The sequence below is a fragment of the Streptomyces sp. NPDC127100 genome (assembly GCF_042724095.1).
GTDB lineage: Bacteria > Actinomycetota > Actinomycetes > Streptomycetales > Streptomycetaceae > Streptomyces.
Genome location: NZ_JBHXFL010000006.1, coordinates 189165 through 216068 on the forward strand (window position 1 = coordinate 189165; position 26904 = coordinate 216068).

At 73.3% G+C, this 26904-nt stretch carries 24 protein-coding genes and 1 pseudogene; 4 read left to right on the plus strand and 21 right to left on the minus strand.

Annotation, left to right across the window (positions count from 1 at the left end):
* The 15 genes from ACFWJB_RS09830 to ACFWJB_RS09900 all read right to left on the minus strand — a co-directional run bounded on the left by ACFWJB_RS09830 (window position 1) and on the right by ACFWJB_RS09900 (window position 19005).
* Complete coding sequence (locus tag ACFWJB_RS09830) at window positions 1-849, minus strand: TatD family hydrolase (protein WP_385472673.1); 849 nt, start codon at window positions 847-849, stop codon at window positions 1-3.
* Window positions 849-1577, minus strand: coding sequence for an EboA domain-containing protein (locus ACFWJB_RS09835; RefSeq protein WP_386921423.1), 729 nt, complete (start codon window positions 1575-1577; stop codon window positions 849-851). The genes ACFWJB_RS09830 and ACFWJB_RS09835 overlap by 1 nt, the downstream gene beginning before the upstream one ends.
* 13 nt (window positions 1578-1590) lie before the next feature.
* On the minus strand, window positions 1591-2490 hold the full coding sequence (locus ACFWJB_RS09840; protein ID WP_386921425.1) for a sugar phosphate isomerase/epimerase family protein: 900 nt from the start codon (window positions 2488-2490) through the stop codon (window positions 1591-1593).
* Complete coding sequence (locus ACFWJB_RS09845; RefSeq protein WP_386921427.1) at window positions 2487-3569, minus strand: SCO3242 family prenyltransferase; 1083 nt, start codon at window positions 3567-3569, stop codon at window positions 2487-2489. The genes ACFWJB_RS09840 and ACFWJB_RS09845 overlap by 4 nt, the downstream gene beginning before the upstream one ends.
* Entirely contained in the window at window positions 3566-4735 is a 1170-nt protein-coding gene (locus tag ACFWJB_RS09850) for an inositol-3-phosphate synthase (protein ID WP_385463486.1), read from the minus strand. The genes ACFWJB_RS09845 and ACFWJB_RS09850 overlap by 4 nt, the downstream gene beginning before the upstream one ends.
* A 134-nt stretch (window positions 4736-4869) precedes the next feature.
* Window positions 4870-8592, minus strand: coding sequence for a ThuA domain-containing protein (locus tag ACFWJB_RS09855; RefSeq protein ID WP_386921429.1), 3723 nt, complete (start codon window positions 8590-8592; stop codon window positions 4870-4872).
* Window positions 8593-8856: 264 nt separating this feature from the next.
* A complete protein-coding gene (locus ACFWJB_RS09860; RefSeq protein WP_386921431.1) occupies window positions 8857-9855 on the minus strand; it encodes a sugar phosphate isomerase/epimerase family protein in 999 nt (332 codons plus the stop codon).
* Between the two features lie 15 nt (window positions 9856-9870).
* A complete protein-coding gene (locus ACFWJB_RS09865) occupies window positions 9871-11154 on the minus strand; it encodes a Gfo/Idh/MocA family protein (protein WP_385463495.1) in 1284 nt (427 codons plus the stop codon).
* 81 nt (window positions 11155-11235) lie between these two features.
* A complete protein-coding gene (locus ACFWJB_RS09870) occupies window positions 11236-12279 on the minus strand; it encodes a substrate-binding domain-containing protein (RefSeq protein WP_385463498.1) in 1044 nt (347 codons plus the stop codon).
* Between the two features lie 17 nt (window positions 12280-12296).
* Window positions 12297-13316, minus strand: a complete 1020-nt coding sequence (locus ACFWJB_RS09875) for an ABC transporter permease (protein ID WP_385463501.1) — start codon at window positions 13314-13316, stop codon at window positions 12297-12299.
* Entirely contained in the window at window positions 13313-14830 is a 1518-nt protein-coding gene (locus tag ACFWJB_RS09880; protein WP_385463504.1) for a sugar ABC transporter ATP-binding protein, read from the minus strand. Before ACFWJB_RS09880 ends, ACFWJB_RS09875 begins: the two co-directional genes overlap by 4 nt.
* A gap of 124 nt (window positions 14831-14954) precedes the next feature.
* The gene (locus tag ACFWJB_RS09885; RefSeq protein WP_385463507.1) at window positions 14955-16136 is read right to left on the minus strand and encodes an ROK family protein; all 1182 of its coding nucleotides are present in this window, start codon (window positions 16134-16136) and stop codon (window positions 14955-14957) included.
* 336 nt (window positions 16137-16472) lie between these two features.
* Complete coding sequence (locus tag ACFWJB_RS09890; protein ID WP_386921435.1) at window positions 16473-17420, minus strand: beta-ketoacyl-ACP synthase III; 948 nt, start codon at window positions 17418-17420, stop codon at window positions 16473-16475.
* A gap of 135 nt (window positions 17421-17555) precedes the next feature.
* On the minus strand, window positions 17556-17699 hold the full coding sequence (locus ACFWJB_RS09895; RefSeq protein ID WP_189232443.1) for a hypothetical protein: 144 nt from the start codon (window positions 17697-17699) through the stop codon (window positions 17556-17558).
* Window positions 17668-19005 carry an OFA family MFS transporter gene (locus ACFWJB_RS09900; protein WP_386921438.1) on the minus strand — a complete coding sequence of 446 codons (1338 nt, stop codon included), beginning with the start codon at window positions 19003-19005 and terminating at the stop codon, window positions 17668-17670. Before ACFWJB_RS09900 ends, ACFWJB_RS09895 begins: the two co-directional genes overlap by 32 nt.
* 134 nt (window positions 19006-19139) lie before the next feature.
* Here ACFWJB_RS09900 and ACFWJB_RS09905 point away from each other — a divergent pair.
* Window positions 19140-19307: pseudogene (locus ACFWJB_RS09905) on the plus strand (hypothetical protein); the annotation flags it as partial.
* Window positions 19277-20125, plus strand: coding sequence for a formate dehydrogenase accessory sulfurtransferase FdhD (fdhD, locus tag ACFWJB_RS09910; RefSeq protein WP_385463516.1), 849 nt, complete (start codon window positions 19277-19279; stop codon window positions 20123-20125). The pseudogene ACFWJB_RS09905 and the gene fdhD, both read left to right, overlap by 31 nt.
* Before the next feature lie 15 nt (window positions 20126-20140).
* On the opposite strand, the gene ACFWJB_RS09915 is transcribed toward fdhD, so the two are convergent.
* A complete protein-coding gene (locus tag ACFWJB_RS09915) occupies window positions 20141-20584 on the minus strand; it encodes a MarR family winged helix-turn-helix transcriptional regulator (protein WP_385463519.1) in 444 nt (147 codons plus the stop codon).
* 133 nt (window positions 20585-20717) lie between these two features.
* Between ACFWJB_RS09915 and ACFWJB_RS09920 the strand changes: the two genes are divergently transcribed.
* Both ACFWJB_RS09920 and ACFWJB_RS09925 read left to right on the plus strand, forming a co-directional pair.
* Window positions 20718-20975: a DUF6400 family protein gene (locus ACFWJB_RS09920; RefSeq protein WP_385463522.1), complete on the plus strand. Its 258-nt coding sequence runs from the start codon at window positions 20718-20720 to the stop codon at window positions 20973-20975.
* A complete protein-coding gene (locus ACFWJB_RS09925) occupies window positions 20959-21189 on the plus strand; it encodes a hypothetical protein (protein ID WP_385463525.1) in 231 nt (76 codons plus the stop codon). The genes ACFWJB_RS09920 and ACFWJB_RS09925 overlap by 17 nt, the downstream gene beginning before the upstream one ends.
* Window positions 21190-21231: 42 nt before the next feature.
* On the opposite strand, the gene hypE is transcribed toward ACFWJB_RS09925, so the two are convergent.
* Genes hypE through hypB form a run of 5 tightly spaced genes read right to left on the minus strand, consistent with a single transcriptional unit; the run spans window position 21232 to window position 26903 of the window.
* A complete protein-coding gene (gene hypE / locus ACFWJB_RS09930; protein WP_386921441.1) occupies window positions 21232-22299 on the minus strand; it encodes a hydrogenase expression/formation protein HypE in 1068 nt (355 codons plus the stop codon).
* The gene (gene hypD, locus ACFWJB_RS09935) at window positions 22292-23452 is read right to left on the minus strand and encodes a hydrogenase formation protein HypD (RefSeq protein WP_386921443.1); all 1161 of its coding nucleotides are present in this window, start codon (window positions 23450-23452) and stop codon (window positions 22292-22294) included. Before hypD ends, hypE begins: the two co-directional genes overlap by 8 nt.
* Window positions 23449-23754 carry a HypC/HybG/HupF family hydrogenase formation chaperone gene (locus tag ACFWJB_RS09940; RefSeq protein WP_385463534.1) on the minus strand — a complete coding sequence of 102 codons (306 nt, stop codon included), beginning with the start codon at window positions 23752-23754 and terminating at the stop codon, window positions 23449-23451. The genes hypD and ACFWJB_RS09940 overlap by 4 nt, the downstream gene beginning before the upstream one ends.
* A 51-nt stretch (window positions 23755-23805) precedes the next feature.
* Window positions 23806-26211 (minus strand): carbamoyltransferase HypF, encoded by a 2406-nt coding sequence (gene hypF, locus ACFWJB_RS09945; RefSeq protein ID WP_386921446.1) that lies wholly within the window; start codon window positions 26209-26211, stop codon window positions 23806-23808.
* Window positions 26208-26903, minus strand: coding sequence for a hydrogenase nickel incorporation protein HypB (gene hypB / locus ACFWJB_RS09950; protein WP_385463540.1), 696 nt, complete (start codon window positions 26901-26903; stop codon window positions 26208-26210). Before hypB ends, hypF begins: the two co-directional genes overlap by 4 nt.
* Window position 26904: the final 1 nt, after the last annotated feature.

Consider the following 26904-nt stretch of genomic DNA (forward strand, 5'->3'; position numbering starts at 1 on the left):
TCACTCCCCGCCGCGCAGGATGGAGTTGCCCTCGTGGGTGGCGTCGGACGCGGTCACGTCGAGGCTCAGACGTCCGCTGAGTCCGTAGAAGGCGACGGGGTTGCGCCACAGCACCCGGTCCACGTCGTCCTCGGTGAAGCCCTCGGCCAGCATCAGGTCGCCGACCTTGCGGGTCTTCAGCGGATCGCTTCTGCCCCAGTCGGCGGCCGAGTTCACCAGGACCCGCTCCGGGCCGTACTGGCGCAGGAGGGCGACCATGCGGGTCTCGTCCATCTTGGTGTCCGGATAGACGGAGAAGCCGAGCCAGGCGCCGCTGTCCTTGGCCTCCGCGACGGTGGTCTCGTTCAGGTGGTCGACCAGGACCCGGTCCGTGGGCAGGGCGGACTCGCGGACCACGTCGAGGGTGCGGCGCAGTCCGGCGAGCTTGTCGCGGTGAGGGGTGTGCACGAGGGCGGGCAGGCCGTGGTCGGCGGCGAGCTGGAGCTGGGTGGCCAGGGCCTTGTCCTCGGCGGGGGTCATGGAGTCGTAGCCGATCTCGCCGACGGCCACGACGCGGTCCTTGACGAGGTAGCGGGGCAGTTCGTCGAGGACGGGGAGGCAGCGCGGGTCGTTGGCCTCCTTGGGGTTGAGGGCGATCGTGCAGTGGTGGGCGATGCCGTACTGGGCGGCGCGGAAGGGCTCCCAGCCGAGGAGGGCGTCGAAGTAGTCGCGGAAGGAGTCGGGCGAGGTGCGGGGCTGGCCGAGCCAGAAGGAGGGCTCGACGACGGCGCGGACGCCCGCGGCGTGCATGGCCTCGTAGTCGTCGGTGGTGCGGGAGGTCATGTGGATGTGGGGGTCGAAGATGCGCATCAGGACTCCTTGCCGTGGGGGTCGACCGTGCCGCGCGGGGAGCGCGGGGCCTCGGTCAGGGCCAGGACGCGGTGCAGGTCGTCGGGGACGGGACGGCCCGCCGCGGTGCGTTCGGCGGCGTAGTCGGTGAGCATGCGGGCGAGTTCGGCGTCCGCGCCGGCCCGCCGGCCGAGGTCCGCCACCTCGTCGACGGGGACGCCGGTGAACAGGCACTTCAGCACGGCGTGCCGCCACTGGTGGTCGTCCAGGTGCCGGGCGGCGTACGGGCCGAGGGCCGCGGCGACCAGCCGGGTGTCGTTGGTGCGCAGGGCGTCCTCGACGAGCGGGAGGGCGTCGGGGCCCGGCACGAGGTGGGGCAGGGCGTGCAGCACGGCGCGGCGTTCGTCGGCGGTGCCCTGCGCGTACACCCGGGTCAGGACCTCCGCGTCGGCGCGGGCCGCGTGCAGGATGAGGACGCGGGCGGCGTCGGCGTGGGCGGGGCCGCAGCGGCGGCCGGCCTCGGCGAGTCGCAGCTCCCACACGGAGATGGGGCCGTGGGCGCCGGGGTGGGCGACGGCCTCGTCCAGGGCCTGGTCGAGCCAGGCGCGGGCGGCTCCGTCGAGCCGTGCGGTGAGCGCGGCGTGCAGGTCGGCCGGCCGGACGCGGGCGGGGGTGGTGCCCGGGGCGGCCTGCCCGGCGGGGGCGCCGTCCGGGTTCCGGGTGGCGTGGTCGGCGTGGGATCTGGCCATGGGGTGGCTCCCTTCAGAGGGTGGCGGACGGCTCGCCCCGGTGGTTCGTGGAGGTGGAGGCCGCTGCCGCCGCCCGGCGGAGGAACGGGAGGGAGTGTTCGGCGAAGTGCGGGCCGGCGTGGGAGTGGCGGGGCAGCTCGACGACGGTCAGGCCCTGGTAGCCGGTGGCGGCGAGGGCTTCGAGGACGGGCGGGAAGTCGATCTCGCCGTCTCCGAAGGGCAGGTGTTCGTGGACGCCGCGGCGCATGTCCTCGATCTGCACGTGCCGCAGCCAGGGGGCGGCCTCGCGCACGCAGTCGGCGACGGGGAGCGGTTCGAGGCACTGGCAGTGGCCGAGGTCCAGGGTGAGGCCGAGGTCCCCGGGGTCGCCGAGGGTGCGGCGCAGTACGTGGAAGTCGGCGAGCGTGGCCAGGAGGTGGCCCGGTTCGGGCTCGACGGCCAGGGGCACGCCGGCGTCGGCGGCGGCGTCCAGGACCGGGGTGAGGGCCTCGGCCAGCCGCTTCCAGGCGGTGTCCTCGTCCGTGCCGGGCGGGGTGATGCCGCTGAAGCAGTGCACGGCGTGCGCGCCGAGGTCGGCGGCGACCCGGACGGCCCGCACGAGGAGGTCGGTGCGGCGGGCGCGGTCCTCCGGGTCCGGGTCGAGGAGGGACGGGCCGTGCTTGCGGCGCGGGTCGAGTACGTAGCGGGCGCCGGTCTCCACCGTGACGCCCAGGCCGAGCTCGCCCAGGCGCTGTGCGACCCGGCGGGTGCGGGCGGCCAGGTCGGGGGCGAGCGGGTCGAGGTGCATGTGGTCGAGGGTCAGGCCGACGCCGTCGTAACCGAGGTCGGCGAGGAGGGCGAGGGCGTCGTCGAGGCGGAGGTCGGCGAGGCCGTTCGTGCCGTAGCCGAAGCGGAGGTTCGTGTTCCGGCTCATGTGATGCTCACCTTCCTCATGCCGGCCCTCCTCGCGAAGAGCCGGCCGGCCGGGGCCAGGGCCGCGATCAGCAGGGACGCCGTGACCGCGCCGGAGCGGGCGGCGAGGGCCGCCTGGAGCGGGACCGTGGCCCGGATGCCGCCGCCGACGGCGCGCTGGGTGAGCGGGGGCGAGGGGTTGAGCGCGGCGTGGAAGTAGGGGCGCGCGGCCGCTGCGGCGTAGGCCGCGCCCAGGGCCGTGGTGAGGGCGTCGCGGGCCCGGGGCGGCGGGCCCGCGGCCGGGCGAAGGCCCGGCAGGCCGGGGGCGGCTGCTGCCCGCCGGCCTGCCGGGAGTCGGATGCGGCGGTGGGTGACCAGCCGCGTCAGCGCCCCCGTCGTGGCGAGGGCCGCCAGGGGGGCCAGGGCCGACCCGCCGGTGGTCTCCCGGCGGGAGACGGCCGTGACCGCGAGGGTGTGGGTGCCGAGCAGCGCGGCGGACGGCAGCGCGGCGCGGGCGCCGCCGGTGGTGGCCGCGGCGCCCAGGAGCAGGTCCAGTCCGCGGGCGGCGGCCATGGCCGCGGGGCCTGCGGGCGTGTGCTTCAGGGCGAGGTCGTAGGCCCAGACGGTCGCCGCCAGCGGTGCGGCCACCGCGAGGGCGGGACGTCCCGCGCCGGAGGCGAGCGCCAGCCCGGCGCCGGTGAGGACGCCGGCGGCGGCGAGGGCGGCGGCCGGGCGGACGCGGCCGGACGGTATGGGGCGGTGGGGGCGCTCCACGGCGTCCTCCGCGCGGTCCGCCCAGTCGTTCAGGGCCATGCCGGCCTCGTACAGGCACAGGGAGGAGCCGACGGCGAGCAGGCTGCGGGGCCCGGGGCATGCGCCGGCCGCGGCGGCGCCGGCCAGGGCGTCGCCGGGGACGGTGAACAGCGCGGGCAGGCGCAGCAGTTCGGCCCAGGCACCCGCGCGGCCGGAGCGGCGGCCGGGAGTGCGGGACGCCGCGTCGCCGGGGGCGGCCGGGGTGGCGGCCCCGGAGGCGGCTCCGGCGGACGCCCTCGGTCCGGCGGGCACGGACGCGCCCCGTGCCGTGGCGGCCGTGCGGCTCATCGCCGCGCTCCCCGGTCGCCGGCGCCGTCCCGCAGCCGTTCGGCGAAGCGCCGCAGTTCCGCGTACTGCTCGGCGAGCGACGCCGGTCCGTCCCCGACCGGGTCCTTGAAGTAGAAGCCCAGTTCGCCGAGCGGGCCGCTCAGGCCCTTCTCCCGGGCGCGGGCGACCAGCCGGGCCAGGTCCAGGACGAGGGGGGCGGCGAGCGCCGAGTCGCAGCCCTGCCAGATGGTCTGCAGGATCATGCGGGAGCCGAGGAAGCCGTCGAAGGCGATGTGGTCCCAGGCGGTCTTCCAGTCGCCCAGCGCGGGGACGTCGTCGATGTGGACCTCGCCCTCGGGTGCGGCACCGAGGGTGTCGGCGAGGACGCGTTCCTTGCCGGCGTTCTTGGCGGCGGCGGCCGCGGGGTCGGCGAGGGCGGCACCGTCGCCGCCGCCCAGCAGGTTGGTGCCGGACCAGGCGCGCACGGCGAGGGCGCGCTGCGCGAACATCGGGCCGAGGACGGAGCGCAGCAGGGTCTGCCCGGTCTTGCCGTCGCGGCCCGCGTACGGCACTCCCGCGGATGCGGCGAGCGGGGCCAGCGCCGGGTGGTGCAGGCCCGTGGAGGGCGTGAAGTTGACGTAGGGGCAGCCGGCGCGCAGGGCGGCCGCGGCGTAGAGGGAGCTGGGCGGCAGCGTGCCGTCGGTGGGCGCGGGCTCGGTGGAGGCGACGTTCACCACGACGGCGCCCGAGAGTCCGAGGCGGTGCACGAAGTCGCGGATGTCGGCCGCGAAGACGTCGATCCACTCGTCCTGGGTGCGTCCCGGGCCGTCGTCGGTGTCCCGGGGCTGGGGTCCGCCGGGCCTGATCTCCCGGTCCGCGGCGACGAGTTCGGCGTGCACGGCGGACGGCAGGCCGTGCGGCAGGACGCCGCCGGCGGCGAGGTGCTCGGCACGTTTGGGCAGGGGGCAGTCGAGGGTGTCGTGGCCCCCGAAGACGAGGGAGGACAGCGGCGGCAGCGCGCACGAGGTGAAGTCGGGGGTTTCGGTGACCATGCCGGCGGGCGGGTGCAGTCCGGCGGCGACGGCGGCGCAGCCGGCGATCGCGGTCGTGGCGACGGAGCCGCGCGCCCCGACGAACCAGACGCCGTAGCGGGGGGTGGGGGTGGGCAGAAACGGTTCGGCGGACATGGGCAGCCTCCTTGTCGTACGCGAACCGGGTGGGAGTGCCGGAGGGGGACGAGCGGGGTGTCCCGGGCGTGGGGCCCGGGGGGGGACGGCGGGCGGAGATCCGGCGTTCTCCGCCCGCCGCCGTTCCGGTTGCCCTACTCGGGCAGTTCCTTCAGCTGGATGTTGCGGAAGGAGACCTGGTCGTCGGCGCCGTGGTTCTGCAGACCGATGTAGCCGTCGGTCAGGCTCCGCTCGGGGTCCTTGTTGGTGAAGTCGTTGATCTTGACTCCGTTGAGGAACACCTGGAGGCGTTCGCCCTGGACCTTGATCTCGTAGGAGTTCCACTGGCCCGGCGGGCGCAGTACCTGGTCACGGGCCTTGATGTTCGCCGCCTTGAACGTGTAGACCGAACCGGTCGTGCGGTCGGGCGCGTCCGTGGCGTCGATCTGGATCTCGTAGCCCTTGTTGACGGCGGACCAGGGGTCGTCGGAGGCGGGGAAGCCCACGAAGACGCCGGAGTTGTCGTCGCCCTGCATCTTCCAGTCGAGCTTGAGGGAGTACGACTTCAGCTCCTTGGCCTGGTACCAGAGCAGGCCCATGCCGCCCTCGGTCTCCAGGGTGCCGTCCTTGACGGTGAACCTGCCGGGGCCGGCCTGCTTCCAGCCGTCCAGGGTCTGGCCGTTGAAGATCTTCCGGTAGCCCTTGGCCGGCTTGCAGTCGGCCTTGACCTGGCCGGTGGCGTACTGCAGGCCGCCGAGCAGGTGGGCGCGGAACGTCTCGTCGGCGTAGGACTCCTTGGTGTGGCCGAGGCCGGTGTAGAAGGAGCGGCCGCCCTCGTAGGGCTGGCACCAGGCGATCGGGTGGTCGCCCTTCATGGTGCCGCCCTGGTAGGTGGTCTCGTCGAGGGTGGCGAGGACCTTGGCCTGTCCGCGCGGGTTGGTGCGGTAGTTGTACAGCTCGTCGGTGCGCTCCCAGGTGTCGCCCAGGTGGGCGGTGGCCGGGTGGTCGTGGTCCTCGACGCGGACGGTGGCCTTCTGGATGGCCGGGTGCGACTGGAAGTAGGCGCCGACGAGGCCGCCGTAGAACTTCCAGTCGTACTCGGTGTCGGCGGCGGCGTGGATGCCCAGGTAGCCGCCGCCGTTGGCGACGTAGTTCTCGAACGCCTTCTGCTGGTCGGCGTCGAGGACGTCGCCGGTGGTGGACAGGAAGGCCACCGCGTCGTACTTGGCGAGGTTGGCGGTGGTGAACTGCCGGGCCTCCTCGGTCGCGTCGACCGTGATGCCGGCCGGGGCGCCGAGCTCCTTCAGGGCGGCGATGCCGGCCGGGATGGAGTCGTGCCGGAAGCCCGCGGTCTTCGAGAAGACCAGGACCTTCTTGCCCTGCTTGAAGGGCTCCTTGGAGAACTCGAAGTCGTCCACGTCGTAGAGCGCGCCGTCGCCGCCCCGGAAGACCAGGTAGATGTCCGTGGTCTTCCTGGGCAGGGCCCGCAGCGGCACGTCGACGTTCTGGAAGGTCTCCCAGCTGCCCGTCGGCGGGATGTACGCCGAGCCGTGGAGCGGGCCGTCGGGCGAGCCGGTGCGCAGCTCGACGAAGCCGCCGGAGCCGCCGGAGGAGGCCCGTACGGTCATCTTCTTCTGCCCGTCGAACCGGTAGGGGCCGAAGGAGATCCAGTCGCCGTCGTGGATGTCGCCGACGGTCTTGCCGCCGTTGGCGCCGGTCTTGTCGATCGGTGACACGCCCTGCTGGGCGGTGAAGTGCTCGGCCTGGCGGTGCAGCGGCTGGACCACGGCGCGGGCGGTGCCGGTCAGGGCCTCCTGGCCGTTCGCCCCGCCGTCGGTGTAGCTGGCGCCGACGACGCCGTAGATGTTGGCGTTGGGGTCGTGGCCGCCGTCGCCGGCGGGCGGCTTCAGGGTGCCCTCGCAGCCCGTCTCACTGGTCAGCTCGTGGGCGTGGGAGTCGTGTCCGAGGCTGTAGGCGACCTTGACCCTGGAGCAGTCGACGGTCTCCTCGGGGTCCGTGACGGTCACCTTGAAGGGGACGGGCTCGCCGAAGGCGGCCATGCTGCCGTTGCCCGGCACCTCGATCCGCACCGTGGGCTCGGTGTTGCCGACGACCACGCGGACGCTGGCGTTGCCGGTGTTGCCCTCGGGGTCCTTCGCGGTGAAGGTCGCGGTGTAGGTGCCGGTCTTCTTGTACTTGTGGGTCGGGGTGAGGCCCTCGCCCTTGGTGCCGTCGCCGAAGTCCCAGCTGTAGGTGAGCTCCGGGGAGTCGGCGTCCTCGGCGGAGCCGGTGAAGGTGACCTTCAGGCCGGCGGCGCCGGACGTCCGGTCGGCGCTGACCTCGGCGATCGGGGAGAAGCCGTCGGCGGCGTTCTCGATCCGGTAGAGCGCGGAGTCCTTGTCGCCCTGGAACCAGGACAGGCCGTAGTCGAGGACGTAGAGCGCGCCGTCGGGGCCGAACTCCATGTCCATGATCTGGGTGCCGGTCCACGGGAAGTCGTTGATCTTCGCGACCGTGCCGTCCTCGGTCTGCTCGATCCGCTTGATCCAGCGGCGGCCGAACTCGCCGGCGAAGAAGTCGCCGTCGTACTCCTCGGGGAACTTCACCTTGGAGTCGAGGTTGGGGTCGTAGCGGTAGACCGGGCCGCCCATCGGGGACTCGGAGCCGCTGCCGAACTCGGGTACGGAGCCGCCGTCGTAGGGGATCCAGGCGGCCTGCGCGGGCGGCAGGTCGGTGAGGCCCGTGTTGTGCGGCGAGGTGTTCCTGGGGGCGGCGCAGTCGAACGTCCCGCCGGAGGCCTTGGTGGCGAAGTCGTAGTCGACGTAGGGGTCGTTGTCGCCGGTGCAGAACGGCCAGCCGAAGTTGGCCGCCTTGGTGACCTTGGCGAACTCGACCTGTCCGGCCGGGCCCCGCTTCGGGTCGGCGGCGCCGGCGTCGGGGCCGTAGTCGCCGACGTAGACCGTGCCGGTCTTCTTGTCGACGCTGATGCGGAACGGGTTGCGGAAGCCCATCGCGTAGATCTCGGGGCGGGTCTTCTCGGTGCCGGGGGCGAAGAGGTTGCCCTCGGGGATCGTGTACGAGCCGTCCTCGGCGACCTTGATGCGCAGGATCTTGCCGCGCAGGTCGTTGGTGTTGCCCGCGCTGCGGCGGGCGTCGAAGGCCGGGTTGCGGTCCGGACGCTCGTCGATCGGCGTGTAGCCGTCGGAGGCGAACGGGTTGGTGTCGTCGCCGGTCGACAGGTAGAGGTTGCCCTCGGCGTCGAAGGCGATGTCGCCGCCGACGTGGCAGCAGGTGCCGCGGGAGGCCGCGACGTCCAGGACCTTCTTCTCGCTGGCCATGTCCAGCGTGCCGTTGGCGTTGAGGACGAAGCGGGAGAGGCGGTTGACGCCGTCGAACTTCTTGAAGTCCTCGGCGGTGCCGGTCTCGGGGGCGTCTCCCGCGGGGGTGTCGAGCGGCGGGGCGTAGTAGAGGTAGATCGCCCGGTTGTTCTTGAAGTCGGGGTCGATGCCGACGCCCTGCAGACCCTCCTCGTCGTGGTTGTAGACGGGGATGCGGCCGGCGACCTTGGTGACGCCCCCCTGGTCGGTGAGGCGCAGTGTGCCGTCGCGGGCGGTGTGCAGGACGCTGCGGTCCGGGAGGACGGCGAGCGACATCGGCTCGCCCATCTCGGGCTCGCCCTTGGCGAGCGGTACCTGCTGGAACTGCCCCTCGGCGGCGGCGGGGGCCGCCGCCTGGCCGGGTGCGGCGCCGCCGGGCCGGGCGCCGGCGACGGTCGCCGGGGTGGCCACCGCCAGCGCGAGGCCGGTGATCAGGGCGAGGGTGGTGCGAAGTCCTGGCCGCCTCGTGGGGTCGGTGCCTTTGAGTCTGCTTCTGTGCACGAAGTCCCTCCGGGAACGGGATGGGCCGTACGGAACGGGTGCGGAGACGTGCGGTGCGGGCGCCGGGGTGCGCCGTCACCCCGGAGGCGTGTGTGTCCTGAACACATCAGGGACGGTAGCCGCGTTTGTCCTGCGCGAATACCCCTTGGAGCGCGAGTAGTTGAACTTTTACCCCGCCCAGGACAAAGCGGGTTCCGGGCAGGTCGGACCGGGGACCGGCGGACGTTCCGGCCCCCGTACCGACCTGCTGTCGAGACGTGTGGATCAGCTGTTGAAGGCGGCGTCGAAGGACGCGCTGGGCGGCTCGAAGTCGAACGCCTTCAGCCGGGCGAGGGCCTCGGGTGCGCCCTGGAGCCGGTCCATGCCGGCGTCCTCCCACTCGACGGAGACCGGGCCGCGGTAGTCGATGGAGCGCAGCATGCGGAAGACGTCCTCCCAGGGGACGTCGCCGTGTCCGGCCGAGACGAAGTCCCAGCCGCGCCGCGGGTCGCCCCACGGCAGGTGGGAGCCGAGGCGGCCGTTGCGGCCGTCGAGGCGTCTGCGGGCCTCCTTGCAGTCGACGTGGTAGATCCGGTCGCGGAAGTCCCACAGGAAGCCGACCGGGTCGAGGTCCTGCCAGACGAAGTGCGAGGGGTCGAAGTTGAGGCCGAACGCGGGCCGGTGGCCGACCGCCTCCAGGGCCCGCTGCGTGGTCCAGTAGTCGTAGGCGATCTCGCTGGGGTGGACCTCGTGCGCGAAGCGCACTCCCTCGGCGTCGAAGACGTCCAGGATCGGGTTCCAGCGTTCCGCGAAGTCCCAGTAACCGCGTTCGATCATCGACTCGGGCACGGGCGGGAACATGGCGACCAGGTGCCAGATGGCGGAGCCGGTGAAGCCGATGACGGTGTCGACGCCGAGGAGGGCCGCGGCGCGGGCGGTGTCCTTCATCTCGGCGGCGGCACGCCGGCGCACTCCCTCGGCGTCGCCGTCGCCCCAGATCCGGGCGGGCAGGATGGCCTGGTGGCGTTCGTCGATGATGGCGTCGCAGACCGCCTGCCCGACGAGGTGGTTGGAGACCGCCCAGCACTTCAGGCCGTACTTGTCGAGCAGCTGGTGGCGGGAGTCGACGTAGGACGGGTCCGCGAGGGCCTTGTCGACCTCGAAGTGGTCGCCCCAGCAGGCGAGTTCGAGGCCGTCGTAGCCGAAGTCGCGGGCGAGCCGGCAGACCTCCTCCAGGGGCAGGTCGGCCCACTGCCCGGTGAACAGCGTGAAGTTGCGCGGCATGCGCTTCTGGCCTCCTCAGACGACGGACGACGTGATGGCGACGGGGGTGTAGACGGAGTTCTTCTCGGCGCTCTCCTCCACGGCCGCGAGCACCCGCTGCACCTGGAGCCCGTCGGCGAAGGAGGGGTCGGGCCTGCGGCCCTCGGCGACCGCGTGGACGAGGTCGCGCGCCTGGTGGACGAAGGTGTGCTCGTAGCCCAGGCCGTGGCCCGGCGGCCACCAGGCGTTCAGGTAGGGGTGCTCGGGCTCGGTGACGAGGATGCGCCGAAAACCGGCGTGCTCCCCCGGCTCGGTGCCGTCGTGGAAGGACAGCTCGTTGAGCCGCTCCAGGTCGAAGGCGAGCGAACCGCGCTCCCCGTTGAGCTCGATGCGCAGGGCGTTCTTGCGGCCGGTGGCGTACCGGGTGGCCTCGAAGGAGGCGAGGGCGCCGGAGGTGAAGCGGCCGGTGAACACGGCGGCGTCGTCCACGGTGACCTCCCCCGTGCCGGCCGCCGACGCGGCGGACAGGCCCCGGGCCTCGCCGCCGGGCAGCGGACGCTCCCGCACGAAGGTCTCGGTGAGGGCGGAGACGCCGGCCAGCCGTTCCCCGGTCAGGTACTGGGCGAGGTCGACGATGTGCGCGCCCAGGTCGCCGAGCGAGCCGGAGCCGGCCAGCTCCTTCTGCAGCCGCCAGGTCAGCGGGGCCTGCGGGTCCACCAGCCAGTCCTGGAGGTACGTCACCCGCACGTGCCGCAGCCGGCCGACGCGCCCCTCGGCGACCATGCGCCGGGCCAGCGCGGTGGCGGGCACCCGGCGGTAGTTGAAGCCGACCATGGCGAGCTGCCCGCGCGCCGCGGCCTCCTCCGAGGCGCGGGTCATCGCCTCCGCCTCGGCGACGGTGTTGGCGAGGGGCTTCTCGCACAGCACGTGCTTGCCGGCGGCGAGGGCGGCCAGCGCGATCTCGGCGTGGCTGTCACCGGGCGTGCAGATGTCGACGAGGTCGATGTCGTCCCGCTCCACCAGGGTCCGCCAGTCGGTCTCGGTGCTCGCCCAGCCGTGCCGGTCGGCCGCCGCGCGGACGGCGTCGGCGTCCCGGCCGCAGATGGCGGTCATGACCGGGTTCAGCGGCAGGTCGAAGACCCGGCCGGCGGTGCGCCAGCCCTGGGAGTGGGCGGCGCCCATGAAGGCGTAGCCGACCATGCCGACGCGCAGCGGTGGTCTGCCGGCTGACGCCCCCGTGGCAGTGTTCCCGGTTCCGGTTCCGGTACCGGTGGCTGCCGGCTCCGGCCCGGCCCCCTCGGGCTGCTGCGGCTGTCCCATGCGGATGTCCTCCTCGTCGTGGTGGCGCGGTGGGGGTGGGCCCCGCCCGGCGGACTGGTCAGGTCCGCGGGGCGGCCGGCCTCACTTGAAGCCGGTGGACATGTACTGGTCCACGTTCTCCTTGTCGACGACGGCCGAGTAGCAGGTGACCGTCGAGGGGATCTCGAACTCGGCGAGTCCGCCGACCCCCTTGCCCTGGCCGAGCGCGCGGGCCAGGTCGATCGCGGAGGCGGCCATGGTCGGCGGGTACAGCACGGTGGCCTTCAGGACGCCGCGGTCCGCCTTGATGGCCTGGAAGGCGGAGAGCGCCCCGGCTCCGCCGACCATCAGGAAGTCGTCGCGGCCCGCCTGCTCGATGGCGCGCAGCGCGCCCACGCCCTGGTCGTCGTCGTGGTTCCACAGGGCGTCGAACTTCGACTGGGCCTGAAGGAGCTGGGCCATCTTGGCCTGGCCGGACTCGACGGTGAACTCGGCGGCCTGGCGGGCCACCTTCTTGATGTTCGGGTAGTTCTTCAGGGCGTCGTCGAAGCCCTTGGTGCGCTGCTGGGTCAGCTCGAGGTTGTCCAGGCCCGCCAGTTCGATGACCTTGGCGTCGGGCTTGTCCTTGAGCTTTTCGCCGATGTAGTGGCCGGCGTTCAGGCCCATGCCGTAGTTGTCGCCGCCGATCCAGCAGCGGTAGGCCTGGGGGCTGTTGAAGATGCGGTCGAGGTTGACGACCGGGATGCCGGCACGCATCGCCTTCAGGCCGACCTGGGTGAGTGCCTTGCCGTCGGCCGGCAGCACCACGAGGACGTCGACCTTCTTGTTGATGAGGGTCTCGATCTGGCCGATCTGCTGGGCGGTGTCGTTGGAGCCCTCGGTGACCTCGAGGGTGACGTCCGAGTACTTCCCGGCGCGCTTCTTGGCGTTGTCGTTGATGGCGTTGAGCCAGCCGTGGTCGGCCTGGGGGCCGGCGTAGCCGATGGTGACCTGCTTGCCGGGCTTGTCGTCGGCGACCGGCTGGTCGTTGGCGGCGGGCTTCTCGTCGTCGCTCTCGTTGCTCGTGCAGCCGGTGAGGAAGGCACCGGCGGACACGGCGGCGGCTCCGAAGAGCAGTCCTCTGCGGCTCGCGTTAAGTTGCTGCATGGTGGTGAACCCTTTCCTCAGGTCGTGCTCGCGGTACGGCGCTGGACCAGCACGGCGGCGACGATGATCGCTCCCTTGGCGATCTGCTGGACGTCGCTCTGCAGGTTGTTCAGGGCGAAGATGTTGGTGATCGTGGTGAAGATGAGGACGCCGAGCACGGAGCCGACGATGGTGCCGCGGCCTCCCGTGAGGAGCGTGCCGCCGATGATCGCGGCGGCGATGGCGTCGAGTTCGTACAGGTTGCCGTTGGTGTTCTGGCCGGAGCCGGCCAGCACGATCAGCAGGAAGGCGGCGATGCCGCAGCACAGCCCGGACAGCAGGTAGAGGTAGAGCCGCTGGCGGCGGACGTCGATGCCGGCGAGCCGGGCGGCCTCCGCGTTGCCGCCGACGGCGACCGTGCGGCGTCCGAAGGTGGTCCGGTTGAGCAGCAGCCAGCCGACGACGGTGACGGCCGCGAACACCAGGACGAGCGGCGGGACGCCCAGCACGTAGGAGTCGCGTTCGCCGAGGTCGAGCACGCTGGGCACCGTGACGACCTGGGTGCGGCCGTCGGTGATCTGCAGGGCGAGGCCGCGTGCCGAGGCCAGCATGGCGAGGGTGGCGATGAAGGGGACCATCGTGCCGTACGCGATGAGCACCCCGTTGACCAGCCCGCAGCCCACTCCGACGACGATCGCGGTGAACAGGATGCCGGCGAAGCCGAACTCCTGGGTGGCGACCGTGGTCGCCCACACCGACGACAGGGCAACGATGGCGCCGACGGACAGGTCGATGCCGCCGGAGACGATCACGAAGGTCATGCCGACGGTCACGACGCCGATCACGGACGCCTGGGTGAGGACCAGTTGCAGGTTGCGGGTGTCGAGGAACGCGTCGGGCTGGGTGATGCCGCCGATGAGGACCAGTGCGGCGAGCACGCCGAGCAGGGTGAGGGTGCGCAGGTCGGCGCGGGCCGTCAGGCTTCGCCAGGCGGGCGCGCCGTCCACCGGTGCCGCCTTGTCGGTGCCGCCCCGTGGCGGGGACACGTGCTGCGTCATGACGCCGGGCTTCCTTCCATCACGAGGTCGAGTACGCGGTGTTCGTCGAGTTCGCGGGCGGGGGCCTCGTGCACGACGCGGCCCTCGCGCAGCACCAGCACGCGGTCGGCGAGGCCGAGCACCTCGGGCACCTCGCTGGAGACCAGCAGGACGGCGAGGCCCTCGTCGGCGAGGCGGCGGATGACCGCGTAGAGCTCGGCGCGGGCGCCGACGTCGACGCCGCGGGTGGGTTCGTCCAGGAGCAGGACCCGGCAGCCGCGCAGCAGCCAGCGGGCGAGGACCGCCTTCTGCTGGTTGCCGCCGGACAGGGTGCGCACGGGCACCGCGGGGTTGTCGGGCCGCAGCGACAGCTCGCGGGTCGCCGCGCGGGCGGCGCCCAGTTCGGCGCCGCGGTCGATCCAGCCGGCGCGCGAGAAGCGGGACATGGCGGAGACCGACACGTTGCGGGTGACGGACTCCAGCATCAGCAGTGCCTGCGCCTTGCGTTCCTCGGGGGCGAGTCCGAGGCCGGCGCGGACGGCGGCGCGCACGCTGCCGGGCCGCAGCGGGCGGCCCTCCACGACGACCTGTCCGGCGCTCGCCCGGCGGGCCCCGTAGATCGTCTCCAGGATCTCGGAGCGGCCGGAGCCGACCAGCCCGGCCAGGCCGACGATCTCGCCGGGGCGGACGTCGAGGTCGAGCGGGGCGAACTCGCCCTCCCGGGCGAGGCCCCGCACGCTCAGTACGGGGTCCGCCGTGGGCGGCGCGGCCGGCCGCTCGGGGAAGACGTACTCGACGTTGCGTCCCGTCATCAGCGCCACCACCTCGCGGGTGGGGGTCGACTCGGCGGGCAGTCCGCCGGCGACGGCCCGGCCGTCCTTGAGGACGGTGACCCGGTCGCCGATGCGGCGGATCTCCTCCAGGCGGTGCGAGATGTAGACGACGGCGACTCCGTCGGCGGTGAGGTCGGAGACGATGCGGAAGAGGTTGTCGACCTCGTCCGGGTCGAGGGCGGCGGACGGCTCGTCCATCACGATCAGCCGTACGTCGTGGGAGAGCGCCCGTGCCATGGACACGATCTGCTGTTGGGCCGCCGACAGGTCACCGACGAGCCGCCCGGGGTCGACCTCGGGGTGGCCGAGCCGCTTCAGGAGCTGGGCGGTCGACTCCTTGGCCGCCCGGCCCCGGACGACGAATCCGGCGGTGGTCGGCTCGTGGCCGAGGTGGACGTTCTCGGCGACCGACAGGTGTTCCACCAGGTCGAGTTCCTGGTAGATGGTGGCGATCCCCAGGCGCATGGCCGCGATCGGCGAACGCAGGACGACGTCCTCGCCGCGCCAGCGGATGGTGCCGGTGTCGGGCTGGTGGGCGCCGGCCAGCACCTTGATGAGGGTGGATTTGCCGGCGCCGTTCTGGCCGAGCAGGCAGTGCACCTCGCCGGCCTGGACGTCGAGGTCGACGCCGTCCAGGGCCCGGACTCCGGGGAACGACTTGGTGATGCCGGACATGCTGAGCAGCGGTGGTTCTGGTGCCATGTGAGGTCCCCTCGGCGGGCATGCGGGCCGGTGTCAGGGCAGAGCAGGGCAGGGCAGGGCGGAGCGCTGGTGCTGGTGGGGCCCGGGAGGCGGGTGGTGCCTGCACGGGTGGGACGAGTGGTGCCTACGCGGGTGAGAACAGGTGGTCGCTGATCAGCCGGGCCGCGCCGATGACTCCGGCGGTGGGACCCAGCTCCCCGAGGACGATGGGCAGGTTGCCGGTCGCCAGTGGCAGCGACTGGCGGTAGACCTGCGTGCGGATCGCGGCGAGCAGGTTGTGCCCGAGGCCGGTCACCCCGCCGCCGATCACGACCAGGCCCGGGTTGAAGAAGCTGACCAGGCCGGCGATGACCTGGCCGGTACTGCGGCCGCCCTCCCGGATCAGGTCGAGTGCGGTGGCGTCGCCCGCGGCGGCCGCGGCGGCGACGTCGGCGGCGCTGAGGCCCCCGTTCGCCTCCAGCCGGCCCGCGAGCTCGGCGGACCGGCCCTGTTGGGCGGCCTCCGTGGCGTCGCGGGCCAGTGCGGCACCGCTGAAGTGCGCCTCCAGACAGCCCCGGTTGCCGCAGGCGCAGGGGCGTCCGTCGGGCACGGCCTGGATGTGGCCGATGTCGCCCGCGCTGCCCGTCGTCCCGCGGTAGACGTCACCGCCGACGACGATGCCGCAGCCGATGCCGGTACCGATCTTGACGACGAGGAAGTCGGCGACGGTGCGGGCCACGCCCGCGTGCTGCTCCCCGAGCGCCATGAGGTTCACGTCGTTGTCGACCATGACCGGGCAGCCGAGCTCCTGGCTGAGCGCCTCCCGTACGGGGAAGCCGTCCCAGCCCGGCATGATCGGCGGCGCCACCGGTACGCCCTCGGGGAAGCGGACCGGCCCCGGGACGCCGATGCCGGCGCCGTCGAAGCCCTCCGCGAGACCCGAGGCCCGCAGCTTGGCGGCCATGGACAGCACCTGCTCGAAGACCGCGACCGGTCCCTCGCGTACGTCCATGGGCTGGTTGATGTGTCCCAGGATCTCCAGCTCGGCGTTGGTGACCGCGAGGTCGATCGAGGTCGCCCCGATGTCGACGCCGAGGAAGCGGAGTCCGGGATGGAGGCGGACGTTGTGGGAACGACGGCCGCCGCGCGAGGCGGCGAGTCCGTCGGCCACCACCAGCCCGGTCTCCAGCAGCCGGTCCACCTCGACCGCCAGCTTGGACCGGGACAGGTCGACCTGGTCGCCGAGCTGGGCGCGGGAGTTGGGGCCGCCGTCACGCAACAGCTGCAGCAGCCGGGCCTGATGGGCGTTCGCAGGTCGTGCCGTCATGCGTCTCACGAACCCCTCCCCGCCTCAATCGGCTTGAGTGTACCGGCTTTTCCGGCCACATCCGTGGCTTGCTTTCGGAGGGAACGTAGCAGTGGGCGCCCGGTGTGGGAAGAAGTCGCGCATGAATTGCTGCAAACTTTCTCCACTGAGTGGACAAAGCCGGGGGCCGGGACCGACTGCCCGGAACACGGCGAGGCCGCCCGGCCGGTGCGCCGGGCGGCCTGGAGAACGCCTGTGACCTCGGGGGATGCGGTGCTCGTGGCCGTTCGGGCCTGGGCGCGGCACGGGCGGTACGCCGGGTGCCGGTGGTCGCCGGCCCCCGGCCCGCGGCACCGCTCAGGGGCAGCGGACGACCTGCCCGGCGTAGGAGAGGTTCCCGCCGAAGCCGAAGAGCAGCACCGGGTCCCCGGTCGTGATGTCGCCCCGTTCGACCAGCTTGGAGAGGGCGAGGGGGATGCTCGCCGCCGAGGTGTTGCCGGACTCCACGACGTCGCGGGCGACGACCGCGTTCACGGCGCCGATCCGGGCGGCGAGGGGTTCGATGATGCGCAGGTTGGCCTGGTGCAGGACGACGGCGGCGAGGTCGGCGGGCTCGAGTCCGGAGCGTTCGCAGGCCCGGCGCGCGATGGCGGGCAGTTTCGTGGTGGCCCAGCGGTAGACGCTCTGCCCCTCCTGCGCGAACCGCGGGGGCGTGCCCTCGATGCGGACCGCGTTGCCCATCTCGGGCACCGAGCCCCACAGGACGGGACCGATCCCCGGGTCCGTGCCCGGGGCGCAGGGCTCCACGACGGCGGCCCCCGCCCCGTCGCCGACCAGCACGCAGGTGGTGCGGTCGGTCCAGTCGGTCACCTCGGACATCTTGTCCGCGCCGATGACCAGGGCGCGCTGGGCCGAACCGGCCCGCACGGCATGGTCGGCGGCGGCCAGGGCGTGGGGGAAGCCGGCGCAGACGACGTTGAGGTCCAGCACGGCGGGGCCGGGCATGCCGAGACGGGCCGCCACCCGGGCCGCCGTGTTGGGCGAGCGGTCGATCGCGGTGGACGTGGCGACCAGCACCAGGTCCACGTCCGCGGGCGTCAGTCCGGCCGCGGCGAGCGCCTTCGCGGCGGCGTGGCCGGCCAGCTCGTCGACGGGTTCCTCGGGTCCGGCGATGCGGCGGGTGCGGATGCCCACCCGGCTCCTGATCCACTCGTCGCTGGTGTCGACCATGCCCGCCAGGTCCTCGTTGGTCAGGACCCCGGCGGGCTGGTAGTGGCCGACGGCGGTGATGCGCGAGCCGTGCATGGATGGATCCTCGTTGCCTCGGGGACGGGATCCACCAGTGTGATCAGTGACCGGTGAGTACAGCGGCAGGTGAAGCGACAGGAAACGGGCGCCCTCCTTGTCGGCTTCGGTCAGCGTCCGGGGCGCCCGTTCCCCTCATCCGGTGAACAGCTGGGTCGCCTTGCGGACGAGTTCGTACAGCCCGTAGGCGAGCGGCGCGCCCACCCAGAGCCAGGTGAACGCGATCAGCGGACGCCGGTCGGGCAGGTCAGGCGGACTCTGGCTGCTGTCGGGGGACATCGGCGGCCTCCTTCTGCGCGGGGGCGGTCATGTGGTGGCGGGCGTGGACCGGGCGGATCAGCTCGTTGGCCGCGAAGCCGACGGCCAGCAGCCCGATCATGATGACGAACGACAGTCCGTACAGGGACGGGCCGTGCCGCCCGGCCTCCTCCTGCCGGTCCGCGATCCAGTTCACGATCAGCGGCCCGAGGACCCCGGCCGTGGACCAGGCGGTGAGCAGCCGCCCGTGGATCGCGCCGACCTGGTAGGTGCCGAAGAGGTCCTTGAGGTAGGCGGGTGCCGTGGCGAAGCCGCCGCCGTAGAAGGAGAGGACGACGAGGGCGCACAGGACGAACAGGGGCTTGGAGGTGTCGCCGAACAGGGCGACGAGCGTGTACATCAGTGCGCCGACGCCCAGGTAGACGCGGTAGATGTTCTTGCGTCCGATCAGGTCGGAGGCCGTGGACCAGCCGAGCCGTCCCGCCATGTTGGCCGCCGAGAGCAGGGCGACGAACCCGGCGGCGGCCGTGGCCGACACGGGGGTGGATGTGTCGGCGAAGAAGTCCGTGATCATCGGGGCGGCCTTCTCCAGGATGCCGATGCCGGCGGTGACGTTCATGCAGAGCGCGACCCACAGCAGCCAGAACTGCGGGGTGCGCACCGCCTCGCGCGCCGAGACCTGCACGCCCCCGGCCCCGTCCGGGCCGCCGTCCGCGGCCTTCCCGGGGCGCGGCACCCGGACCAGCAGCACGCCCAGCAGCATGAAGACGGCGTACGTCAGCCCGTGCACGAGGAACGCCAGCGCGATGCCCGAGCTGTCGGCGCCGAAGGACTCCAGCATCTGGGCCGACCAGGGCGAGGCGATCAGCGCGCCGCCGCCGAAGCCCATGATGGCGATGCCGGTGGCCATGCCCGGCCGGTCCGGGAACCACTTGATCAGCGTCGAGACCGGGGAGATGTAGCCGATGCCGAGGCCGATCCCGCCGACGAAGCCGTAGCCGAGGACGATCAGCCAGTACTGCTCCACCGCGGCGCCGAGCGCGGAGATCAGGAAGCCGGACGAGAAGCAGACCAGCGCGACGGTCATCGCCCAGCGCGGCCCGTGCCGTTCCACGAGCGTGCCGCCGAAGGCGGCGGACAGGCCGAGCATGACGATGCCGAGCTGGAAGGGCAGCGCGCTCTGCGTGCCGCTGAGTCCGAGCGCGGACTCGAGGGGCGGTTTGAACACGGACCAGGCGTAGGCCTGGCCGATGGAGAGGTGGACCGAGAGTGCGGCGGGGGGAACGAGCCAGCGGCTCCAGCCCGGGGGTGCCATGGGGGGACTCATGAGTCCCCAACCGTAGGCAGTCGAAGCACGGTTGAGAAGACAGTTGAGGGGACAACCAATTCTGCCCGAGGCGCGGCGGGAGGAGAACGGGCACGGTGGGGGCGTCCCGCGGTGCGGGCCGCGACCCGGCACCGCACGTGCGGGACAATGAGACGGTCGGGGTCACCCCGCCGCACGACGGCCCGGTGACCCACGGCAACCTGTGCATCAAGAGCCGTTTCGGCTGCCAGCACGTACGCGACCGGGAGCGACCGGTACGAGGGGCACGGACATGGGACGAGTCACGGAACGACGCAAGGTGATCCGCATTCGGGACGGAGCGGTCTCCACCCGCCCGGACACGCTCGTGGCCGAGGAACCGCTGGAGATCCGGCTGAACGGCAAACCCCTCGCGATCACCATGCGCACACCGGGCGACGACTTCGCGCTGGCGGCCGGCTTCCTGGTCAGCGAGGGGGTGCTGGCCGAGAGCGGCGACCTCAGGAACATCGTGTACTGCGCCGGTGCCACGGCCGACGGCTCGAACACGTACAACGTGGTCGACGTGACGACGGCCCCGGACGTGCCGGTCCCGGACATCACGCTGGAGCGCAACGTCTACACGACCTCGTCCTGCGGCCTGTGCGGCAAGGCGAGCCTGGACGCGGTGCGCACCACGGCCCGCTGGCCGATCGCCGACACTCCCCCGGTCCGGGTCACCCCGGAGCTGCTGGCGGACCTGCCCGACCGGCTGCGCGCCGCCCAGCGGGTCTTCGACCGCACCGGCGGCCTGCACGCGGCGGCCCTGTTCACCGCGGACGGCGAACTGGTGGACGTACGGGAGGACGTGGGCCGGCACAACGCGGTCGACAAGTTGGTCGGCCGGGCCCTGCAGAACGGCGACCTGCCGCTGTCCCGGTCCGTGCTGCTGGTGTCGGGCCGGGCCTCCTTCGAGCTGGCGCAGAAGGCGGTGATGGCGGGCATCCCGGTGCTCGCGGCGGTGTCGGCGCCGTCCTCGCTGGCGGTGGACCTGGCGACCGAGACCGGGCTGACGCTGGTGGGCTTCCTGCGGGGCTCCTCCATGAACGTGTACGCGGGCGAGGACCGCGTCGCCCTGGAGGCCGCGGCCGCCCGGGGCTGACCCGTCGCCCCGTCGTCATCCGCCGGCGTCGAGAGCGGCGACCCGGCGGACCAGGTCGGTGAACTGCGTCCGCTCCTCCGGGGTGAGCGGCGCGAGCAGTTCGTCGTTGGCCTCGCGTGCCGCCTTCTCGCACCGCGTGAGCACCCGCCCGCCCTCCTCGGTGAGGGACACCGCGTTCTTGCGGCGGTCGTCCGGGTCCGGCGCGCGGACGACCAGCTTCGCAGCCTGAAGGTCGTTGAGGACGCCGACCAGGTCCTTCGGGTCGAGCCCGATGGCGCGGCCGAGGTCGGCCTGGGCGACGGGGGCGAGGTCACGGACGGCGGAGAGCACCACGTGGTGCCACATCTTCAGCCCCTCCGCGGCCAGCGCCCCGGCCACCAGGGCCCGGCCCCGAGCGGCGGCCCTCCCGAGCTGCCAGCTGGGGAGGGAGCGGATCTCGGGAAGCGGTGCGTCGGCCATGGGGCCAGCCTATGCAGCGTGCCGTGGGGGGCCGGACGCCGGTGATGGCGTCGCTCACATCGCCTTTCCCCTAGCCTTCACGCTCTGGTAGGAGTGGCTGGGCCAGCACGTCCCCCCGCGAAAGCCGCCCGTCATGCCTGCCGACCCCGCCCCGCGACTCCATGCCTTCGAGCTCGACCTCTCCCTGGAGGAGACCCGGCGCCGGGCGGAGGTGGTGGCCGCGCTCGGCCCCGGCTGGGACCCGGTGGCCGCGCTGCGGTCCGAGCAGGAGGCCCACGCCCTGCTCTACTCCGGACTGGACGCGGAGCAGCGGCGGACGCACGCGATGCTCGTGGCGGCCGGTGTGCTGCCGGGAGGGGAAGGGGAGACGGGCGATGCGGCTGCCCATTGATCCCCAGGCCGACCGGGCCCGCCGGGCTTGGGTCCCCTGTCCCCGCTGCGACGACGCGCGCGGCTGCGCCACGTGCGCCGCACAGCGGAACTGCGCCGTCCACTGGCGCTACCTCATAGCCAACGAGGGTCCGCGGGTGCACCTCCAGTGCCCCGGCTGCACCCACACCTGGACCCTCGACACACGGCCCGGCAGGCGCGGCCGGGCGGGCTGACGCGCCGCACCCGGCCCCGCCCGCCGCGAGCCCGCGGACGGGTCAGCAGATCCGCGGCAGCTGCTCCCCGAGCGGCATGTCGACCACCCGTGTGCCGCCCAGCCCGGTGCGGGCGACGACCATGCCCGGGTGGTCCGCGACGACCTCGCCGATGATCACCGCGTCGGCCCCCAGGGGGTGGGCCCGCATGGCGGCGAGGACCGCGTCCGCGTGCTCCCGGGGGGCGAAGGCGACGAGCTTGCCCTCGTTGGCCACGTACATCGGGTCCAGCCCCAGCATGGCGCAGGCGCCGGCCACGGGGGGCGGCACGGGTACGGCGCGCTCCCGCACGACGACGCCGGTCCCCGAGGCCGTGGCGATCTCGTTGAGCGAGGCGGCCAGACCGCCGCGGGTGGGGTCGCGCAGCGCGTGCAGGTCCGGGCAGGCGGACAGCATCGCCTCGACGAGCCCGCCCAGCGCCGCGCAGTCGCTCGTCACGTCGGCCTCGAACCGCAGGTTCTCGCGCTCGCTCATGATGGCCACGCCGTGCACGCCGATGGCGCCGTTGACCAGGATCACGTCGCCGGGGACGACCCGTGCCGGGCGCAGGTCGACACCGGCCGGCACCAGGCCGATGCCCGAGGTGTTGATGTAGACGCCGTCGCCGTGCCCGGCCTCCACCACCTTGGTGTCGCCGGTGACCACCCGCACCCCGGCGGCCCGGGCGGCGGCCCCGAGCGCCTCGGACACCCGGGCGACGGTGTCGATCTCGACGCCCTCCTCCAGGATCAGGCCGCAGGAGAGGTAGGCGGCGCGGGCTCCGCTCATCGCGAGGTCGTTGACCGTGCCGTTGACGGCGAGGTCGCCGATGCTTCCGCCGGGGAAGAACAGCGGCCGGACCACGAAGGAGTCGGTCGAGAAGGCGAGCCGCGCCCCGCCGAGCTCGACCACGGCGGAGTCGTTCAGCGGCGCCGGCGCCGGGCCGTCGACCGCGGGCAGCACGATCTGTTCGATGAGCTCGGCGGACAGGGTGCCGCCACCGCCGTGGCCCATCACCACGCGCGGACCGTCGCGCAGGGGCGCCGGGCAGGTCCAGGAGAGCATGTCCGGTGCTGCGGTGGTGTCAGACAACGGAGCTGTCCTCCAGGGTCACGGCGGGCGCGGCGGCGGCCGGGGCCGTCGCCGGGCGGGCCGGCAGATCCAGCCGGCGGTACAGGTAGTACGCGGCGCACGCGCCCTCGCTGGAGACCATGGTCGCTCCCAGCGGTGTGCGCGGGGTGCACGTGGTCCCGAAGGCCTCGCACTCGTGCGGCTTGAGCAGCCCCTGCAGGACCTCACCGCTGCGGCACTCGGCGGGCTCGCGCGTGGCGATGTCGCCGACGTCGAACCGGTACTCCGCGTCGTGGTCCCGGTAGCGGTCGGACAGGCGCCAGCCGCTGGCCGGGATGACCCCGATGCCGCGCCAGGCGCGGTCGGTGACCTCGAAGACGTCGTCCAGCATCGCCCGCGCGGCCGGGTTCCCCTCGGGCCGGACGGCCCGCGGATAGGCGTTGTCGACCGTGTGCTCGCCGCGTTCCAGCTGCCGCACGGTCCGCCGTACGCCTTCCAGGATGTCCAGCGGCTCGAAGCCCGTCACCACGATGGGCACCCCGAAGCGCTCGGCGAGCGCCGGGTACTCGTCGGTCCCCATGACGCTGCACACGTGCCCGGCGGCCAGGAAGCCCTGGACCCGGCAGTCCGGCGACTGCATGACGGCCTCGATCGCGGGTGGTACCCGCACGTGCGAGACCAGCAGGCTGAAGTTGCGGATGCCGCGTCTGCGGGCCTGGTGGACGGTCATGGCGTTGGGCGGGGCGGTGGTCTCGAAGCCGATGCCGAAGAAGACGACCTCGCGGTCGGGGTTGTCCTCGGCGATGCGCAGCGCGTCGAGCGGGGAGTAGACCACGCGGACGTCGCCGCCCGCCCCCCGGACCTGGAACAGGTCGCGGCCCGTGCCCGGAACCCGGAGCATGTCACCGAACGAGCAGAAGATCACGCCGGGCCGGGAGGCGATCTCCAGTGCCTTGTCGATGACCTCCAGCGGGGTCACGCACACCGGGCAGCCCGGACCGTGGATCAACTCCACCTCGTCCGGCAGGAGCTGGTCGATGCCGTGCCTGATGATGGTGTGGGTCTGGCCGCCGCACACCTCCATGAGCGCCCACGGCCGGGTCACCGTGGCCCTGATGTCGTCGAGCAGGCGCGCCGCCAGCTCGGGGTCCTGGAACTCGTCGATGTACTTCACCGCCGCACCTCCCCGGCGAGGTCCTCGCCGCCCTCGGCCCGTGCCGCCTGCTCCCACGGGTCACCGAACTCCTCCTGGAGCATGCCGAGGTTCTCGAAGAGCTCCAGCGTCCTGCGGGCCGACTCCTCGTCGAGCCGCTGCAGGGCGAAACCGACGTGGACGATCGTGTACTCACCGACCTGCAGGTCGGGCAGGTACTCCAGGCACACCTCCTTGACCACGCCGCCGAAGTCGACGGTGGCCATTCGGGTGCCGTCCCGTTCCTCCACGCCCAGCACTCTGCCGGGTACCGCCAGGCACATGCGTGTCTCCTCACTTGTCGCGTCGCTCGTCGAGCGGCGGGCCCGCTCCGGTCATCCGCTCCTGGCTCCCGTACGGGCGGCCACGACGAGCTGACCGAGCGCCAGTCCGCCGTCGTTGGGCGGGACGTCGCGATGGCGCAGCACGGTGAAGCCGTCCGCGCGCAGTCCGCGGGCGCAGGCCTCGGAGAGCAGCGTGTTGGCGAACACGCCGCCGCTCAGTGCCACCGTCCGCAGGCCGGTCGCCTCGCGGGCCGCGCCGCACACCGTCCGCACCATGCGGGTGACGGCGTGGTGGAACCGGAGCGCGATCAGGGCCGTGGCGGTCCCGTCGCGCACGTCCGAGGCGACGGCGGCCAGCAGGGGCGCGGGATCGGCGGTCAGCGGGGCGCCGCCGGACCGCTCTCCGCCGAGGCCGAAGGCGTAGCGCGGGTCGTCGTCCGCGCCGTCCCCCGCGGACACCGCCGCCGCCTCCAGCTCGATCGCGGCCTGCGCCTCGTACCCCGCGTGGTGGCAGACCCCCGCCAGCGACGAGACGGCGTCGAAGAGCCGGCCCATGCTGGTGGTGGGGACACAGTTCAGGCCGCTCTCCAGCTGGCGTGTCAGCACCGCGAGTTCGGCGGGCGGGCAGGCGGCGGTGCACGGCAGGGCGGGGTCGTGGCCGAGACCGGCCGCGTGCAGGTGCGCCAGCGCCATGCGGTACGGCCGCCGCACCGCCGCGTCGCCCCCGGGCAGCGGCACCTCGGCCAGGTGCGCGAAGCGGTGGTATCCGTCGTAGTCCGCGAGCAGGAACTCACCGCCCCAGACCGCGCCGTCGTCCCCGTGCCCGGTGCCGTCGAAGGCGACCCCGATCACCCGGGTGCCGTCCGGCAGGCCCCGTTCGGCCATGACCGAGGCGATGTGCGCGTGGTGGTGCTGCACGCGGAGCACGGCGCGGCCCCCGGCGTGCCGCCGCGCCCAGTCGGCCGACCGGTAGGCCGGGTGGGTGTCGGTCACCAGCAGCTTCGGGTGTACGCCGGTGACGGTCTCCAGTTGGCTTTCGGCCCGGCCGAAGGCCTGTTGGGTGGCGAGGTCGTCCATGTCGCCGATGTGGGCGGAGAGCCAGGCCCGGTCGCCCTGCGCGAGGGCGAAGACGTTCTTCAGGTCGCCGCCGACCGCCAGCGCCGGGGCCACCGGGGCGGGCAGTGCGACGGGCAGCGGGGCGTGGCCGCGGGAGCGGCGCAGCATCAGCGGCTCGCCGTCGCAGACGCGGACCACGGAGTCGTCGCACGGGACGTGGATCGGGCGGTCGTGCGTGAGCCAGGCGTCGGCCAGCCCGGCCAGGCGCTCCAGGGCTTCTTCGTCGTCCGTGACGATGGGTTCGCCGGAGCGGTTCCCGCTCGTCATGACCAGCAGCCGGGGTGCGTCAGTGCGGCTGTCCGGACCGTCCGTGCCGAGCAGCAGATGGTGGACGGGCGTGTACGGCAGCATGACGCCGAGGTCGGGGCTGCCCGGCGCGACGGCGCGGGCGGGCACGGGCAGGCCGGGGGCGGGCCGGACGCCGGCGCGCCGGCGCATCAGGACGACGGGCCGCACCCGCCCGGTGAGCAGCTCGCGCTCGAGCGGGCCGACGTGGACGAGGTGCTCGACGTCGGGGACGTCCGGGGCCATCACCGCGAACGGCTTGTCGCCGCGGGCCTTGCGACGGCGCAGCTCGGCGACCGTCCCGGCACGCGTGGCGTCGCAGGCCAGGTGGTAGCCGCCGATGCCCTTGACGGCGAGTACGGCACCCGCGGCGAGCAGCGCGCGGGCGGCGGCCACGGGGTCGGTTCCGTCCGGGCCGGTGGCGTCGGTGCCGGCCGCAGTGACGAGCCGCAGGCGCGGTCCGCATGCGGGGCAGGCGACGGGCTGGGCGTGGAAGCGCCGGTCGGCGGGGTCGTCGTACTCGCGGGCGCAGTCCGGGCACAGGGGGAAGCCCGCCATCGTGGTGTGGGCGCGGTCGTAGGGCAGGCCGGTGACGATGGTGAAGCGGGGGCCGCAGTGCGTGCAGGTGATGAAGGGGTGGCGGTGGCGCCGGTCGGTGGGGTCCGCGAGTTCGGCCAGGCAGTCGTGGCAGGTCGCGGTGTCGGGTGCCACGAGCGTGCGGACCCGGTCGCCGGCCCGGGAGGGGACGATGCGGAAGCCGCTGTCGCCGGTGGCCGGGAGGTCGGACGTCTCCACCGACTCCACGATCGCGAGGGGCGGTGCGCCGGGTCCGAGGCGGGCGAGGAACAGGTCGACGGCCGTCGCCGGGCCCTCGACCTCCGCCACGACGCCGTCGCCGGTGTTGGTCACGTGTCCGGCGAGGCCGAGTCCGGTGGCGAGCCCGTACACGAACGGACGGAAGCCGACGCCCTGCACCACGCCCCGGACGACGGCACGGGCGCGACGTGCGGACCCGGCGGGGCGTGGTGGCGCGCCGGCGTCGGGGGCGGTGCTCACGCGTGCGCCCTGGCCATCACCGGCGCGTGCACGGCGTGTCCCCCGGCCGCCGCGAGCGCCCGGTCGACGAGGACACCGGCGCCCTCGCCGGTGCGGACGGAGGTGAGGACGACCTCCACGCCGGGGTTGACCCGCTGCACGTGGGCGCGGAAGGCCGCCTCGTCGAACTCGGCCGGTGCGGCCAGGTCGGACTTGGTGACGATCACGAGCTGGGCCAGGCCGAACGCGGTGGGGTACTTGAGCGGCTTGTCCTCCCCCTCGGTGACGGAGGCGAGGACGACCCGGAGGGACTCGCCCAGGTCGTAGGAGGCCGGGCAGACGAGGTTGCCGACGTTCTCCACGAAGAGCAGGCGGGTGTCGTCGGGCAGCCAGTCGTGCAGGTGCCCGGCGAGCATGTCCGCCTCCAGATGGCACAGCCCGTCGGTCAGCACCTGTTTGACGGGGGCTCCCGAGCGGGCCAGCCGGGTGGCGTCGTTCTCGGTGGCGAGGTCGGCGGTGAGGGCCGCGACGGCGACGTCCCTCTCCCGGGCCAGCCGCAGCTCGCGCTCCAGCAGGGCCGTCTTGCCGCTGCCCGGGCTGGACAGGAGGTTGACCACCGTCGTGCCGCGGGCCGTCAGTTCGGTGCGCAGGATGCCTGCCGCCATCGTGTTCTTGGCCAGTACGGCCTGCCGGAGGTCGACTGTGCGGCACATC

Excerpts from the sequence above, each read along its gene's own strand:
- ACFWJB_RS09830 (WP_385472673.1), bottom strand. The coding sequence starts at position 849 with ATGCGCATCTTCGACCCCCACATCCACATGACCTCCCGCACCACCGAC.
- ACFWJB_RS09835 (WP_386921423.1), bottom strand. The coding sequence starts at position 1,577 with ATGGCCAGATCCCACGCCGACCACGCCACCCGGAACCCGGACGGCGCC.
- ACFWJB_RS09840 (WP_386921425.1), bottom strand. The coding sequence starts at position 2,490 with ATGAGCCGGAACACGAACCTCCGCTTCGGCTACGGCACGAACGGCCTC.
- ACFWJB_RS09845 (WP_386921427.1), bottom strand. The coding sequence starts at position 3,569 with ATGAGCCGCACGGCCGCCACGGCACGGGGCGCGTCCGTGCCCGCCGGA.
- ACFWJB_RS09850 (WP_385463486.1), bottom strand. The coding sequence starts at position 4,735 with ATGTCCGCCGAACCGTTTCTGCCCACCCCCACCCCCCGCTACGGCGTC.
- ACFWJB_RS09860 (WP_386921431.1), bottom strand. The coding sequence starts at position 9,855 with ATGCCGCGCAACTTCACGCTGTTCACCGGGCAGTGGGCCGACCTGCCC.
- ACFWJB_RS09865 (WP_385463495.1), bottom strand. The coding sequence starts at position 11,154 with ATGGGACAGCCGCAGCAGCCCGAGGGGGCCGGGCCGGAGCCGGCAGCC.
- ACFWJB_RS09870 (WP_385463498.1), bottom strand. The coding sequence starts at position 12,279 with ATGCAGCAACTTAACGCGAGCCGCAGAGGACTGCTCTTCGGAGCCGCC.
- ACFWJB_RS09875 (WP_385463501.1), bottom strand. The coding sequence starts at position 13,316 with ATGACGCAGCACGTGTCCCCGCCACGGGGCGGCACCGACAAGGCGGCA.
- ACFWJB_RS09880 (WP_385463504.1), bottom strand. The coding sequence starts at position 14,830 with ATGGCACCAGAACCACCGCTGCTCAGCATGTCCGGCATCACCAAGTCG.
- ACFWJB_RS09885 (WP_385463507.1), bottom strand. The coding sequence starts at position 16,136 with ATGACGGCACGACCTGCGAACGCCCATCAGGCCCGGCTGCTGCAGCTG.
- ACFWJB_RS09890 (WP_386921435.1), bottom strand. The coding sequence starts at position 17,420 with ATGCACGGCTCGCGCATCACCGCCGTCGGCCACTACCAGCCCGCCGGG.
- ACFWJB_RS09895 (WP_189232443.1), bottom strand. The coding sequence starts at position 17,699 with ATGTCCCCCGACAGCAGCCAGAGTCCGCCTGACCTGCCCGACCGGCGT.
- ACFWJB_RS09900 (WP_386921438.1), bottom strand. The coding sequence starts at position 19,005 with ATGAGTCCCCCCATGGCACCCCCGGGCTGGAGCCGCTGGCTCGTTCCC.
- fdhD (WP_385463516.1), top strand. The coding sequence starts at position 19,277 with ATGGGACGAGTCACGGAACGACGCAAGGTGATCCGCATTCGGGACGGA.
- ACFWJB_RS09915 (WP_385463519.1), bottom strand. The coding sequence starts at position 20,584 with ATGGCCGACGCACCGCTTCCCGAGATCCGCTCCCTCCCCAGCTGGCAG.
- ACFWJB_RS09920 (WP_385463522.1), top strand. The coding sequence starts at position 20,718 with ATGCCTGCCGACCCCGCCCCGCGACTCCATGCCTTCGAGCTCGACCTC.
- ACFWJB_RS09925 (WP_385463525.1), top strand. The coding sequence starts at position 20,959 with ATGCGGCTGCCCATTGATCCCCAGGCCGACCGGGCCCGCCGGGCTTGG.
- ACFWJB_RS09940 (WP_385463534.1), bottom strand. The coding sequence starts at position 23,754 with ATGTGCCTGGCGGTACCCGGCAGAGTGCTGGGCGTGGAGGAACGGGAC.
- hypB (WP_385463540.1), bottom strand. The coding sequence starts at position 26,903 with ATGTGCCGCACAGTCGACCTCCGGCAGGCCGTACTGGCCAAGAACACG.